The 13,211-nt window shown below is 68.5% G+C and carries 12 protein-coding genes; 9 read left to right on the plus strand and 3 right to left on the minus strand.

What is annotated here, in order from left to right:
- The first annotated feature begins 58 nt into the window (after window positions 1–58).
- The 9 genes from recJ to L3N39_RS08265 all read left to right on the plus strand — a co-directional run bounded on the left by recJ (window position 59) and on the right by L3N39_RS08265 (window position 11,237).
- Window positions 59–1,774, plus strand: coding sequence for a single-stranded-DNA-specific exonuclease RecJ (gene recJ / locus L3N39_RS08225; RefSeq protein ID WP_237256841.1), 1,716 nt, complete (start codon window positions 59–61; stop codon window positions 1,772–1,774).
- A 113-nt stretch (window positions 1,775–1,887) separates the two neighbouring features.
- On the plus strand, window positions 1,888–3,987 hold the full coding sequence (locus L3N39_RS08230; protein WP_237256842.1) for a molybdopterin oxidoreductase family protein: 2,100 nt from the start codon (window positions 1,888–1,890) through the stop codon (window positions 3,985–3,987).
- A gap of 89 nt (window positions 3,988–4,076) precedes the next feature.
- Window positions 4,077–5,186, plus strand: a complete 1,110-nt coding sequence (locus L3N39_RS08235) for an NADH:flavin oxidoreductase/NADH oxidase (RefSeq protein ID WP_237256843.1) — start codon at window positions 4,077–4,079, stop codon at window positions 5,184–5,186.
- Window positions 5,187–5,333: 147 nt separating this feature from the next.
- Window positions 5,334–6,429, plus strand: a protein-coding gene (prfB, locus tag L3N39_RS08240) for a peptide chain release factor 2 (protein WP_237256844.1) whose coding sequence is annotated in 2 segments (ribosomal slippage) — window positions 5,334–5,405 and window positions 5,407–6,429 — 1,095 coding nt in all. Because the reading frame shifts where the segments join, the coding sequence is not laid out codon by codon here.
- 149 nt (window positions 6,430–6,578) lie between these two features.
- Window positions 6,579–8,084, plus strand: coding sequence for a lysine--tRNA ligase (lysS, locus tag L3N39_RS08245; protein ID WP_237256845.1), 1,506 nt, complete (start codon window positions 6,579–6,581; stop codon window positions 8,082–8,084).
- Window positions 8,085–8,191: 107 nt separating this feature from the next.
- Complete coding sequence (locus tag L3N39_RS08250) at window positions 8,192–9,487, plus strand: flavohemoglobin expression-modulating QEGLA motif protein (RefSeq protein ID WP_237256846.1); 1,296 nt, start codon at window positions 8,192–8,194, stop codon at window positions 9,485–9,487.
- Between the two features lie 107 nt (window positions 9,488–9,594).
- On the plus strand, window positions 9,595–10,341 hold the full coding sequence (locus L3N39_RS08255; protein WP_237256847.1) for a TIGR00266 family protein: 747 nt from the start codon (window positions 9,595–9,597) through the stop codon (window positions 10,339–10,341).
- Between the two features lie 54 nt (window positions 10,342–10,395).
- The gene (locus L3N39_RS08260) at window positions 10,396–10,725 is read left to right on the plus strand and encodes a PA3694 family proteiin (protein ID WP_237256848.1); all 330 of its coding nucleotides are present in this window, start codon (window positions 10,396–10,398) and stop codon (window positions 10,723–10,725) included.
- Complete coding sequence (locus L3N39_RS08265) at window positions 10,722–11,237, plus strand: O-acetyl-ADP-ribose deacetylase (RefSeq protein WP_237256849.1); 516 nt, start codon at window positions 10,722–10,724, stop codon at window positions 11,235–11,237. The genes L3N39_RS08260 and L3N39_RS08265 overlap by 4 nt, the downstream gene beginning before the upstream one ends.
- Window positions 11,238–11,317: 80 nt before the next feature.
- Here the strand turns inward: L3N39_RS08265 and L3N39_RS08270 are convergent, their stop codons facing one another.
- The 3 genes from L3N39_RS08270 to L3N39_RS08280 form a co-directional block, all read right to left on the minus strand.
- Window positions 11,318–12,100, minus strand: coding sequence for a lipotoxin F family OmpA-related lipoprotein LptF (locus L3N39_RS08270; protein WP_237256850.1), 783 nt, complete (start codon window positions 12,098–12,100; stop codon window positions 11,318–11,320).
- 38 nt (window positions 12,101–12,138) lie between these two features.
- Window positions 12,139–12,534, minus strand: a complete 396-nt coding sequence (locus L3N39_RS08275) for a DUF4398 domain-containing protein (protein WP_237256851.1) — start codon at window positions 12,532–12,534, stop codon at window positions 12,139–12,141.
- Between the two features lie 189 nt (window positions 12,535–12,723).
- Window positions 12,724–13,062, minus strand: coding sequence for a pilin assembly protein (locus tag L3N39_RS08280; protein WP_237256852.1), 339 nt, complete (start codon window positions 13,060–13,062; stop codon window positions 12,724–12,726).
- Window positions 13,063–13,211 lie beyond the last annotated feature (149 nt).

Raw genomic sequence — 13,211 nt, forward strand, 5'->3', positions numbered from 1 at the left:
GCACCCGTCGAGGCCTTCGCGCCATTGCAGTCCGTTTCACCGAGCCCGGAAGCCGACCATGCGTATCGAACCCCGCCCCCTGCCCGAGCAGTTGCCCGACCTCGGCGACCTGCCGCCGCTGCTGCAGCGCTTGTATGCCGCGCGCGGCGTACTGTCGGCCGAGGAGCTGGACAAGGGGCTGGCGCGGTTGATCCCTTATAGACAGTTGAAGGGCATCGATGCCGCGGTCGCGCTGCTGGTCGAGGCGCTGGACAAGCGCCAGCGCATCCTCTTCGTCGGCGACTTCGATGCCGACGGTGCCACCGCCAGCACGGTCGGCGTGCTCGGCCTGCGTCAGTTGGGCGCGGCGCAGGTCGACTACCTGGTGCCCAATCGCTTCGAATACGGCTACGGCCTGACCCCGGAGATCGTCGCCGTCGCCCTGCAGCGCGAGCCCGACCTGCTGGTCACCGTGGACAACGGCATCTCCAGCGTCGATGGCGTGGCTGCGGCCAAGGCAGCAGGCCTCAAGGTACTGGTGACCGACCACCACCTGCCGGGCCACGAGCTGCCGGCGGCCGATGCCATCGTCAATCCGAACCAGCCCGAATGCCAGTTCCCGAGCAAGTGCATCGCCGGGGTCGGGGTGATCTTCTACGTCCTGCTGGCGCTGCGTGCGCGGCTGCGCGAGCTGGACTGGTTCGCCCGCAACGGCTGGGCCGAGCCGAACCTGGCCGAGCTGCTCGACCTGGTGGCGCTGGGCAGCGTCGCCGACGTGGTGCCGCTGGATGCCAACAACCGCATCCTCGTGCACCAGGGCCTGGCACGCATCCGCGCCGGGCGGGCGCGGCCGGGGCTGCGGGCGATCCTCGAGGTCGCCGGGCGCGACCACCGGCGCATCACCTCCACCGACCTCGGCTTCATCCTCGGCCCGCGGCTGAACGCGGCCGGGCGGCTGGACGACATGAGCCTGGGTATCGAGTGCCTGCTCTGCGAGGACGAGGCGCTGGCGCGCGACATGGCCGTGCAGCTCGACGAGCTGAACAAGGACCGCAAGGCCATCGAGCAGGGCATGCAGCGCGAGGCGCTGGCGCAGCTCAAGGACCTGCCGCTCGAGGAGCTGCCGTTCGGCCTGTGCCTGTTCGAGCCGGACTGGCACCAGGGCGTGATCGGCATCCTCGCCTCGCGGCTGAAGGAGCGCTATCACCGCCCGACCATCGCCTTCGCCGATGCCGGCGACGGCCAGCTCAAGGGCTCGGCGCGCTCGGTGCCGGGCTTTCATATCCGCGATGCGCTCGACGCCGTGGCGGCGCGCCATCCCGGGCTGATCAGCAAGTTCGGTGGGCACGCCATGGCCGCCGGGCTGTCGCTGCCGCAGGAGCACTTCGGCGCCTTCGCCGCGGCCTTCGATGCCGAGGTGCGGCGCCAGCTGTGCGAGGACGACCTCACCGGGCGGCTGCTCACCGACGGCCAGCTCGGCGTCGAGGAGTTCCACCTGGAACTGGCCCGTGCGCTGCGCAACGCCGGCCCCTGGGGCCAGCATTTCCCCGAGCCGATGTTCCACGGCGTGTTCCAACTGGTGCAGCAGCGCCTGGTCGGCGAGCGGCACCTCAAGCTGGTGCTGAAAAGCGAATGCGGCGCCCTGACCCTGGACGGCATCGCCTTCAACATCGACCGCGAGTTCTGGCCGAACCCGACGGTGCGCTGGGCCGAACTGGCCTACAAGCTGGACGTCAACGAGTACCGCGGCCAGGAAAGCGTGCAGCTGCTGGTGGCGCACATCGCGCCGCGCTGAGCGGTCATTGCCCGGCTGAATCCGCCGTCATTTTCGCCGAACGCGTTCGATTGTCCCGCCTGCGTGGCCCGCCTAGAGTGCAGGCAAAACAAGAACCACGGCGGGATAGCGAAATGAGCGACACCAGCGTGCACTACCGGGCCTGTCACCTGTGCGAGGCGATCTGCGGCCTGGCCATCGAAACGCGCGACGGCGCCATCGTCTCGATCAAGGGCGACGCGCAGGACCCGTTCAGCCGCGGCCATGTCTGCCCCAAGGCGGTGGCGCTGCAGGATATCCAGAACGATCCCGACCGCCTGCGCCAGCCAGTGATGCGCGTGGAAGACCAGTGGCTGCCGCTGGAATGGGACGAGGCCTTCGCCCTGGTGGCCGAGCGGCTGGCGAGCATCCGCGAGCGCCACGGCCACAACGCGGTGGCCATCTACCAGGGCAACCCGAGCGTGCACAACTACGGGCTGATGACCCACAGCAACTACTTCCTCGGCCTGCTCAAGACCCGCAACCGCTTCTCGGCGACCTCGGTCGACCAGCTGCCGCACCATCTGACCAGCTACCTGATGTATGGCCACGGCCTGCTGCTGCCGGTGCCGGACATCGATCACACCGACTTCATGCTGATCCTCGGCGGCAACCCGCTGGCCTCCAACGGCAGCATCATGACCGTGCCGGACGTAGAAAAGCGCCTGAAGGCGATCCGTGCGCGCGGCGGCAAGCTGGTGGTGGTCGACCCCAGGCGCAGCGAGACGGCAGCCATCGCCGACCAGCACCTGTTCATCCGTCCCGGGCAGGACGCGGCCCTGCTGCTGGGCATCCTGCATACCCTGTTCGAGGAAGGGCTCGCCCGCGGCAGCCACCTGCCGGTCGACGGGCTCGAGGCGGTGCGCGCGGCGATCGCGCCATTCCCGGCCGAGGCGATGGCCGCGCGCTGCGGCATCGCCGCCGACACCATCCGCCAGCTGGCGCGGGACTTCGCCGCTGCCGAGCGCGCGGTCTGCTATGGCCGCATGGGCGTCTCGACCCAGATGTTCGGCACGCTCTGCCAGTGGCTGGTGCAGCTGATCAACCTGGTGACCGGCAACCTCGATCGGGTGGGCGGTGCGCTCTGCACCACGCCCGCCGTGGATCTGGTGGAAACCGCCTCGCCCGGGCATTTCGGTGCCTGGCACAGCCGCGTTTCCGGGCTGCCCGAATACGGCGGCGAGTTGCCGGTGGCGGCGCTGGCCGAGGAAATGCTCGAGCCGGGCGAAGGCCAGGTGCGGGCCTTGATCACCGTGGCCGGCAACCCGGCGTTGTCCACGCCCAACGGCCGCCAGCTCGAGCGCGGCCTGCAGGGCCTGGAGTTCATGCTCAGCGTCGACTTCTATATCAACGAGACCACCCGCCACGCCGACATCATCCTGCCGCCGACGGCGCCGCTGGAGCACGATCACTACGACAGCACCTTCAACCTGCTGGCGGTGCGCAACGTCACCCGCTTCAACCAGGCTCTGCTGCCGCGCCCCGAGGGTGCGCTGCACGACTGGGAAATCTTCGTCGGCCTGGCGCGGGCCTTCGCCGCGCGCGTCGGGCTGGAGCTCAAGCCGACCCTGGCGCCGGAGCAGATGATCGACCTCGGCCTGCGCGCCGGCCCGCATGGCGAGCGCTCCGCGCGCCGGCTGAACCTGGAGGCCCTGCGCCAGGCGCCGCACGGCATCGATCTCGGTGCGCTCGAGCCGAACCTCGCGCGCCGGCTGAAAACCGCCAACGGTCGCGTGCAGGCCGCGCCGGAACAGCTGCTCGCCGACCTCGAGCGTTTCGCTGCCGGCCTTGCCGAGGAGCCGGCGGGCGGCCTGCTGCTGATCGGCCGGCGCCATGTGCGCAGCAACAATTCCTGGATGCACAACTACCGGCGCCTGGTGAAGGGCAAGCCGCGCCACCAACTGCTGATGCACCCGGACGACCTGGCCGGCCGCGGCCTGGCCGACGGCCAGCGCGTGCGGCTCAGCTCGCGGGTCGGCTCCGTCGAGGTGGAGGTCGCCGCCAGCGACGAGCTGATGCCCGGCGTGGTCAGCCTGCCGCATGGCTGGGGCCACGCCCGCGAAGGCGTGCACCTGCAGGTCGCCGGTGAGCTGCCCGGCGCCAGCGCCAACGACCTCACCGACGAGCGCCTGCTCGACCGACTGTCCGGCAACGCCGCGCTCAACGGCGTGGCGGTCGAGGTCGCCGCGCTTTAGCGACTGGCGTAAAGTCGGGCTGGGTTTTCTCGACGAAACGGTCTGTACTCAGGGGTGTCCATTCCCATGCCCCTGCAGTCGAGGTTTCCATGACCGAGCTTTTCCAGCCGTTGACGATTCGCCAACTCACCCTGGCCAACCGCATAGCCGTCTCGCCGATGTGCCAGTACTCGGCCGAGGGCGGCATGGCCAACGACTGGCACCTGGTGCACCTGGGCAGCCGTGCGGTCGGCGGCGCGGGGCTGGTGATCATCGAGGCCACCGCGGTGGTGCCCGAGGGGCGCATCTCGCCGCAGGACCTGGGCATCTGGAGCGACGAGCACATCGAGCCGCTGCGCCGGATCACCCGCTTCATCGAGGCGCAGGGCTCGGTCGCCGGCATCCAGCTCGCCCATGCCGGGCGCAAGGCCAGCAGCTGGCAGCCCTGGCTCGGCAAGCGCGGCAGCGTGCCGATCGCCGAGGGCGGCTGGATACCGGTCGGGCCGTCGAGCATTCCCTTCGACCCGCAGCATGCGGTGCCCGCGGCACTCGACGAGGCCGGCATCGCCGCCGTGCTGACGGCCTTCGTGCAGGCCGCCGAACGCGCGCTGGCGGCCGGCTTCAAGGTCGCCGAGCTGCACGCGGCGCACGGCTACCTGCTGCACCAGTTCCTCTCGCCGCTGTCCAACCAGCGCCAGGACGATTACGGCGGCTCGTTCGACAACCGCATCCGCCTGCTGCTCGAGGTCACCGAGGCGGTGCGCGCGGTGTGGCCGCAGGAGCTGCCGTTGTTCGTCCGGCTGTCGGCCACCGACTGGGTCGCCGACGGCTGGAACCCGGACGAGACCGTCGAGCTGGCGCGGCGACTGAAGGCGCTGGGCGTCGACCTGATCGACGTGTCTTCCGGCGGCACCGCCGCCAACGCCGAGATCCCGGTCGGCCCCGGCTACCAGACGCAGTTTGCCGAGCGGGTGCGCCGCGAGGCGGGCATGGCCACCGGCACCGTGGGGCTGATCACCGAGGCGGTGCAGGCCGAGCATATCCTGCGTACCGGCCAGGCCGACCTGATCCTGCTGGCGCGCGAGCTGCTGCGCGACCCGTACTGGCCGTTGCATGCCGCCGAGCACCTGCGGGACAACTCGGTGCCCTGGCCGGCGCAGTACGTACGCGCGGCGCACCGCGACACGCCGATCCGCCAGGTGCCGGACGCGCAGGACTGATCCCGACCGCCGCTCGCGGGGCGCCCGGGCGGGTACGCCGCCCGGCCTGCCGCCGGGCTGCCGGCAGCCGTCGCGGGCTGTTGGCGGCCGGCCGCTGGCGTTATACTCGCCGGCTTTTCGAATCCGTCCGCTGGAGAGCCGAACGCCATGGAAATCAACCCGATCCTCAACAGCATCAAGGACCTGTCCGAGCGCACCCAGACAATTCGGGGGTATCTTTGACTACGATCAGAAGCATGATCGTCTCGTCGAAGTAAATCGCGAACTCGAAGACCCGAACGTCTGGAACAAGCCCGAATACGCTCAGGGCCTGGGCCGTGAGCGCGCCACCCTGGCGCAGATCGTCGAGACCATCGACGACCTCACCGGCAGTCTGGCCGATTCGCGCGACCTGCTGGACATGGCCGCCGAAGAAAACGACGAAGGCGCGGTGAGCGATATCGTGGCCGAAGTCGAGCGCCTGCGCGAAATTCTCGAGAAGCTCGAGTTCCGCCGCATGTTCAGCCACGAGATGGACCCCAACAACTGCTACCTCGATATCCAGGCTGGCTCCGGCGGTACCGAGGCCCAGGACTGGGCCAACATCCTGCTGCGGATGTACCTGCGCTGGGCCGACAAGCGCGGCTTCAGCGCCGAGATCGTCGAGCTGTCCGAGGGCGAGGTCGCCGGTATCAAGGGCGCCACCGTACACATCAAGGGCGAATACGCCTTCGGCTGGCTGCGCACCGAGATCGGCGTGCACCGCCTGGTGCGCAAGAGCCCGTTCGACTCCGGCGCTCGTCGCCACACCTCGTTCTCGGCGGTATTCGTATCGCCCGAGATCGACGACAAGGTGGAGATCGAGATCAACCCGGCCGACCTGCGCATCGACACCTACCGCTCCTCCGGTGCCGGTGGCCAGCACGTCAACACCACCGACTCGGCGGTGCGTATCACCCACGTGCCGACCAACACCGTGGTGGCCTGCCAGAACGAGCGCTCGCAGCACGCCAACAAGGACACCGCCATGAAGATGCTGCGGGCCAAGTTGTACGAGCTGGAGATGCAGAAGCGCAACGCCGCCTCTCAGGCGCTGGAAGACAGCAAGTCGGATATCGGCTGGGGTCACCAGATCCGTTCCTACGTGCTCGACGACTCGCGCATCAAGGACCTGCGCACCGGCGTGGAACGCAGCGATTGCCAGAAGGTGCTCGACGGCGACCTCGACGGGTACCTCGAAGCCAGCCTCAAGCAGGGGCTGTAAGCCCGGCCGCTGCCCGGGGCGAGAGGCGTGCCACCGGCCTCTCGCACCCCCGCGCAGCGGCCGGCCAGGCTGACCGACTGCCAGCGCCAACCGATATTAGCTAGCCAAACCAGGGGTCCGCGGACCCGAGCGACCGGAAAACACCGACCATGAGCGAACAACCGCTGAACGAGCACGCCATCCACGAGGAAGAGAACAAGCTGATTGCCCAGCGCAAGGAAAAACTCGCCGCGCTGCGCGAGAAACAGCCGATCGTCTTCCCCAACGACTTCCGCCGCGACAGCCTGGCGGCCGACCTGCAGCAGCAGTACGCCGAGGCCGGCAAGGAAGAGCTCGAAGGCAAACAGATCAAGGTCAGCGTCGCCGGGCGCATCATGCTCAACCGCGGGGCCTTCATCGTCATCCAGGACAGCAGCGGCCGCATCCAGCTGTACGTGAACCGCAAGACCCTGCCGGAAGACACCCTCGAGGCGATCAAGCACTGGGACATGGGCGACATCGTTGCCGCCGAGGGCACGCTGGCGCGCTCCGGCAAGGGCGACCTCTACGTCGACCTGCAGGGTGCGCGCCTGCTGACCAAGTCGCTGCGCCCGCTGCCGGACAAGTTCCACGGCCTGACCGACACCGAGCAGCGCTATCGCCAGCGCTACGTCGACCTGATCGTCAACGAGGACGTGCGCCAGACCTTCCGCGTGCGTTCGCAGGTGATCGCGCACATCCGCCGCTTCCTCAACGAGCGCGGTTTCCTCGAAGTGGAAACCCCGATGCTGCAGACCATCCCCGGCGGCGCCGCGGCCAAGCCGTTCGAGACGCACCACAACGCGCTGGACATGCCGATGTTCCTGCGCATCGCCCCGGAGCTGTACCTCAAGCGCCTGGTGGTCGGCGGCTTCGAGAAGGTCTTCGAGATCAACCGCAACTTCCGTAACGAAGGCGTCTCGACCCGGCACAACCCCGAGTTCACCATGCTCGAGTTCTACCAGGCCTACGCCGACTACGAAGACAACATGGACCTGACCGAGGCGCTGTTCCGCGAGCTGGCCCAGGCCGTGCTCGGCAGCACCGACGTGCCCTACGGCGACAAGCTGTTCCACTTCGGCGAGCCGTTCGCGCGGCTGTCGGTACGCGACGCGGTGCTGCAGTACAACCCGGACATCAGCGAGGCCGACCTCGAGAACCTGGAGACCTGCCGCGCGCTGGCGAAGAAGGCCGGTGCCAAGGTCCTCGGCCACGAGGGGCTGGGCAAGCTTTTGGTGATGATTTTCGAGGAGACCGTCGAGCACAAGCTCGAGCAGCCGACCTTCATCACCCGCTACCCGTTCGAGGTCTCGCCGCTGGCGCGCCGCAACGACCAGGACCCGAGCGTCACCGACCGCTTCGAGCTGTTCATCGGCGGCCGCGAGATCGCCAATGCCTACTCCGAGTTGAATGACGCCGAGGACCAGGCCGAGCGCTTCCACGCCCAGGTGGCCGAGAAGGATGCCGGTGACGACGAGGCCATGCACTTCGACGCCGACTTCGTCCGCGCGCTGGAATACGGCATGCCGCCGACTGCCGGCGAGGGCATCGGCATCGACCGCCTGGTGATGCTGCTGACCAACTCGCCGTCGATCCGCGACGTCATCCTCTTCCCGCACATGCGCCCGGAGGTCTGACGCCGGAAGGGCAGGGCGGTCACCGCGCCCTGCCCGCGGCGGCGCGGCCGGGCTTGCCGCCGGCGGCGCCCGCGCCTATACAGCTGAGACGCGCCTGAGGAACCACGATGAACACGCGTGACAACCTGGACGACTATCAACGCATCGTGCGCGACCTGTCCGAGCGCATCGTCTTGGCGCAGACCCCGGTGCGGGTGCTCGACGCGGTGAAGTGGGAAGACGACATCCGCCAGCGCTTCTTCCTGGCCAAGGGCCGCGAGCTGCCGCCGGTCGATCGCGCCTACTACGAGGCGCGGCCGCTGGCCTACGACTCCAGTGCGAAGAAGCAGGAATTCCAGGACATCGAGCGCGACATCACCCGCCAGCTCGGCCAGTTCAACCCGGTCGGGCAGATCATGCGGCGCATGTGCAAGGAATACCGCATGGTCATCCGCATGCTCGAGGCGCGTGGCACGCCGGACTTCGGCATGATCTCCCAGGAGCTCTACGGCGCGGCCTCCGATGCCTTCCATGCCGGCGACCCGACGCTCGCCGACCTCGGCCTGATGCTCTCGGACTACCTGAACAACATCGCCGACCGCGGCGACCTGAAGGACGAGCCGAAGACGCTCAACGCCCAGCAGGCCGTCGAGCTGCTGCAAAAGCGCCTGGACGCGGTGTTCGGCGAAGGCGAAGGGGTGATCCGCGTGTTCGAGTCCGACGGCATCCTCGCCGATGCCGCCGCCGGCGCCGACTACATCAAGATCCGCAGCGACGCGTTGTTCAACCAGCGCGACATCCGTGCGCTGGAGGTGCACGAGGGGCTGGTGCACGTCGGCACCACGCTCAACGGCCAGAACCAGCCGATCTGCACCTTCCTGGCCAAGGGCCCGCCGTCCTCGACGGTGACCCAGGAAGGCCTGGCGATCCTCATGGAGGTGATCGCCTTCGCCTCCTACCCGACGCGCCTGCGCAAGCTGACCAACCGCACCCGCGCCATTCACATGGCCGAGGAGGGTGCGGATTTCCTCGAGGTGTTCGCCTTCTTCCGTGACCAGGGCTATGCCGAGGACGAGTGCTACAGCAACGCCAGCCGGGTGTTCCGCGGCTCGACGCCGGCCGGCCTGCCCTTCACCAAGGACCTGTCCTACCTGAAGGGCTTCATCATGATCTACAACTACATCCAGCTCGCGGTGCGCAAGGGCCGGCTGGAGCAGATCCCGCTGCTGTTCTGCGGCAAGACCACCCTGGAGGACATGCGTACCCTGCGCCAGCTGGTCGACGAGGGCATGGTGGTGCCGCCCAGGTACCTGCCGCCGCAGTTCCAGGATCTCAACGCGCTGTCGGCCTGGATGTGCTTCTCCAACTTCCTCAACCACCTGAGCCTGGACCGCATCGAAGCCGACTACGCCAACATCCTGTAGGGCGGCAAGATCGCCAGGCCCTGCGTACCCGCTGTCTAGTGCCAGCCACCGCGGCGGTGGCTCGGTCCGGCGCAATCCACTCCATGCCACGATCCGAAGGTCCACCCATGCCCAGCCATCAGCTCGAATACGAAATCCTCGGCACCTCGGCGCAGAGCGTCGAGATCATCCTCGACCCCGACGAGACGGTGATCGCCGAAGCCGGGGCGATGAACTACATGACCGACGGCGTGCGCTTCGAGGCGCGCATGGGCGACGGTTCGGCCAGCGGCATGCTGGGTAAGCTGTGGGGCATGGGCAAGCGCATGCTCACCGGCGAATCGCTGTTCCTCACCCATTTCACCAACGCCGGCCGTGGCCAGGCGCGGGTCGCCTTCGCCGCGCCCTATCCGGGCACGGTGGTGCCGGTGGACCTGGCCGCCCTCGGCGGCCGGCTGACCTGCCAGAAGGACAGTTTCCTCTGCGCCGCCTATGGCACCCGGGTCGGCATCGCGCTGAGCAAGCGCATCGGCGCCGGTTTCTTCGGCGGCGAGGGCTTCATCCTGCAGCGCCTGGAGGGCGATGGCCTGGCCTTCCTGCACGCCGGCGGCACGGTGATCCGCAAGGAGCTGAACAACGAGACGCTGCGCCTGGACACCGGCTGCCTGGTGGCCTTCAGCGACGGCATCGACTACGACATCCAGCTCGCCGGCGGGCTGAAGAGCATGCTGTTCGGTGGCGAGGGCCTGCTGTTGACCACCCTCAAGGGCACCGGCAGCGTGTGGATCCAGAGCCTGCCGTTCTCGCGCCTGGCCGAGCGGGTGTACGAGGCCACCGTGCAGGCACGTGGCGAGACCCGTGCCGGCGGCAGCTGATCGCCCCGTTGGTGCCTGCTACCCTGAACGCCTTTTTCTGCTGCCGAGCCTGACATGTCCGAACGCAACCCCATCCCGCTGATCCTCACCGCCATCGGCACCGTGGTACTCACGGTCGCCGTGCTCTGGCACTACGGCTACCTGCACTTCGCCAAGCCGCAGGACGCCCTGCTGCTCTCCGACTTCACCATGCTCAAGACCATCCCCGGCGAGGACTACAAGGTCTCGCTCAAGCCGGCCGACCAGGTGGCGCAGTGCATCGATGGCGTGCTGGTGCTGTTCGATACCCAGCAGAAGGGCCTGACCGGCGTGCTGGTGGACAACAAGAAGCGGGCGGTGCGCTGCATGGAGCAGCCGGTGCCGTCGGGCCAGCCGGCGCAGTGAAGCCCGACGTCTGGCGTGGCGACATCACCCGCCTGGAGGTGGATGCCATCGTCAACGCGGCCAATGCCAGCCTGCTCGGTGGCGGCGGCGTGGACGGCGCCATCCACCGTGCCGCGGGGCCGGAACTGGCCGAGTACTGCCGTGGGCTCGGCGGCTGTCCGGTCGGCGAGGCCAGGCTGACGCCGGGCTTCGCCCTGGCGCCGCGGCAGATCATCCACACCGTCGGCCCGGTCTGGCGTGGCGGCAGCCAGGGCGAAGCCGGGCTGCTCGCGGCCTGTTATCGCAACAGCCTGGCGCTGGCCGAGGCGCACGGCCTGGCCAGCATCGCCTTCCCGGCGATCAGCTGCGGCGTCTACGGCTACCCGCCGGAGCAGGCGGCGGCCATCGCCGTTCGCGAGGTCAGCGCGGGGCTGCGCCGCGGCCAGGTGGCGCGCGTGGTGCTGGTGGCGTTTTCCAGGGAGATCGAGGCGCTGTACCGGCGCCTGCTCGGGTCGGGCGAGCTGTCTCGCTGAGATCGCCGCTTCGCGCGGGGACAAACGAAGAAGGCCCGGCACGCCAGGCGTGTCGGGCCTTTTCTCGCCGCGGCGTCCGCTCAGCGCATCGACGAGCGCGGCTGTACCGGCTGGTTGTCGTTGGAGATGGTCACCTCGACGCGGCGGTTCATGGCCCGTCCCGAGGTGCTGTCGTTGCTGGCTACCGGGTATTGCTCGCCGTAGCCCTGGGCGACGATCCGCTGCGCCTCGACGCCCATGCGCACCAGGGCCATGCGCACGGCATCGGCACGGCGCTCGGAGAGGCGCTGGTTGTAGCTGTCCGACCCGGTGCTGTCGGTGTAGCCCTCGACGATCACCTGGCGTTCCTTGTTCTCGTTGAGGAAGTCGGCGAGCTTCTGCACGTTGCGCATGCCGCCGGGCTTGAGCTCGGCCCGGTCGAGGTCGAACAGCACGTCGCCGAAGGTCACCAGGGTGCCGCGCTCGGTCTGCTTGGCCTGCAGATCCTGCTGCAGCTTGCGGATCTGCGCATCGCGCGCCTGCAGCCGCGCTTCGGCACGGGCGGTGGAGGCCTTCTCCAGGCTGCGCTCGGCGTCGCGCAGGGCGATGGTCTGTTCGGCGAACTCGACGCGCCGCTGCGCCAGGTAGGCGAGCTGGTCGACCTTCTCCTCATCGGCATCGTCCATGTAGGCCTGGTCGGCACGCTCCAGGGCCTTGCTGGCGTCTTCGGTCTCCAGCGCGGCGAGTTCGGCGGAGCGGCCGTCCCCCTGCAGCGTGGTGAAGCTGGCGCGGGCCTTTTCCAGGTTTTCGTTGGGTTGCGAGGCGCAGGCAACCAGACCGATGCTCAGCGCCAGCAGGGAAGGGACGGTAACTAGCTTGTGCATGTTGAAATCCTTTGGCTGGAAGTTGGACGGTCAGGCGATTACTGCAGGCCGCGCATGCTTTCTTCGCGCAGGTCCTCGACACCCTGGCGGGCCTCGTCGACGGCCTTCTGCGCCTTGGCGGCGCGCGCCTTGCGCTCGGCGACCCGGGCATCCCACTCGGCCTGCTCGGCCAGCTTGCGCGCCTCGTCGAATTCCTCCTTCTGCATGGCCAACTCGGCCTGTCGCCACTTCTGCTGCGCGGCGCGCATTTCCACCGGGGCGTACTCGGTGCCGCCGGCACTGACCGCCTCGCGTACCGCCGACTCGGTCACGGCGAACTGCTCCTTCGGCGGGTTGCCGGCGCAGGCGGCCAGCAGCAGCCCACCCAGGGCGACGGCGGCCAGCTTGGGTAGCTGGAAACGGGATACGGAACTCTCGACGCGGGTTGTCTTCATTGGTCAGCCTCCAGGGGGAATTGCCTGACAAAAAGTGCTTGCACGGCGTCGCTACGCGGTTTCGATCAGCGCATGCCGAGGCCGGACATAATTTTGTGAAAGCAGCGCGCGCCGATCGTTCAGTCCGAACGGCGGCGCCCGCACCTTGCGATGCAGGCAGGGGAGGGCCGTGCTAGAGCGTTGCGCCGCTCAGGAGGCAGAGTCTTCCTGCAGCAGGCGCTGCAGGTGCATGCGCGAAAGTTCGAGGAAGCGCGGCGTCGGGCCGACGTCCTCGTAGATCGGGTCGCCTTGTTCGTCGGTGGCGATCACCTGCGGGCCGGCCACGTAGGGCAGGCTGCTCTCGACCGCCTCCAGCGCGGCGCCGACCAACTCGCCGAGCAGCATCTCGGTGCTGCGCTTGGGATACATCTGCGCCAGCGCCGCCAGGCGTGCCGCGCTTTCCACGTCCAGGGCGATGCTGTAGCGCGTCGAGGTCAGGGTGCCGCGGGCTTCGCGTTCCCAGGTGCTGACGAGTTCGGAGATCTTCATGGTGGCTCCTCTGGCCTGCGGGAAATGCCGTGCCGGGCAGGCTTGCCAGAGGCTGCGCATGCTGGGCACTCTGAATGGAGTCTATGTTCAGCGTAGCCCGGCCAGGGGCTTTTCACAGCGCGACCGGCCCCGCCGGCCGGCTTCCAGGA

Source organism: Pseudomonas oligotrophica, from assembly GCF_021726475.1.
GTDB lineage: Bacteria > Pseudomonadota > Gammaproteobacteria > Pseudomonadales > Pseudomonadaceae > Stutzerimonas > Stutzerimonas oligotrophica.

Bases quoted from the DNA above. Each gene is read 5' to 3' on its own strand.
- L3N39_RS08250 (WP_237256846.1), top strand. From the start codon at position 8,192: ATGAACACGCGTGACAACCTGGACGACTATCAACGCATCGTGCGCGAC.
- L3N39_RS08280 (WP_237256852.1), bottom strand. From the start codon at position 13,062: ATGAAGATCTCCGAACTCGTCAGCACCTGGGAACGCGAAGCCCGCGGC.
- L3N39_RS08270 (WP_237256850.1), bottom strand. From the start codon at position 12,100: ATGCACAAGCTAGTTACCGTCCCTTCCCTGCTGGCGCTGAGCATCGGT.
- recJ (WP_237256841.1), top strand. From the start codon at position 59: ATGCGTATCGAACCCCGCCCCCTGCCCGAGCAGTTGCCCGACCTCGGC.
- lysS (WP_237256845.1), top strand. From the start codon at position 6,579: ATGAGCGAACAACCGCTGAACGAGCACGCCATCCACGAGGAAGAGAAC.
- L3N39_RS08275 (WP_237256851.1), bottom strand. From the start codon at position 12,534: ATGAAGACAACCCGCGTCGAGAGTTCCGTATCCCGTTTCCAGCTACCC.
- L3N39_RS08255 (WP_237256847.1), top strand. From the start codon at position 9,595: ATGCCCAGCCATCAGCTCGAATACGAAATCCTCGGCACCTCGGCGCAG.
- L3N39_RS08230 (WP_237256842.1), top strand. From the start codon at position 1,888: ATGAGCGACACCAGCGTGCACTACCGGGCCTGTCACCTGTGCGAGGCG.
- L3N39_RS08260 (WP_237256848.1), top strand. From the start codon at position 10,396: ATGTCCGAACGCAACCCCATCCCGCTGATCCTCACCGCCATCGGCACC.
- L3N39_RS08235 (WP_237256843.1), top strand. From the start codon at position 4,077: ATGACCGAGCTTTTCCAGCCGTTGACGATTCGCCAACTCACCCTGGCC.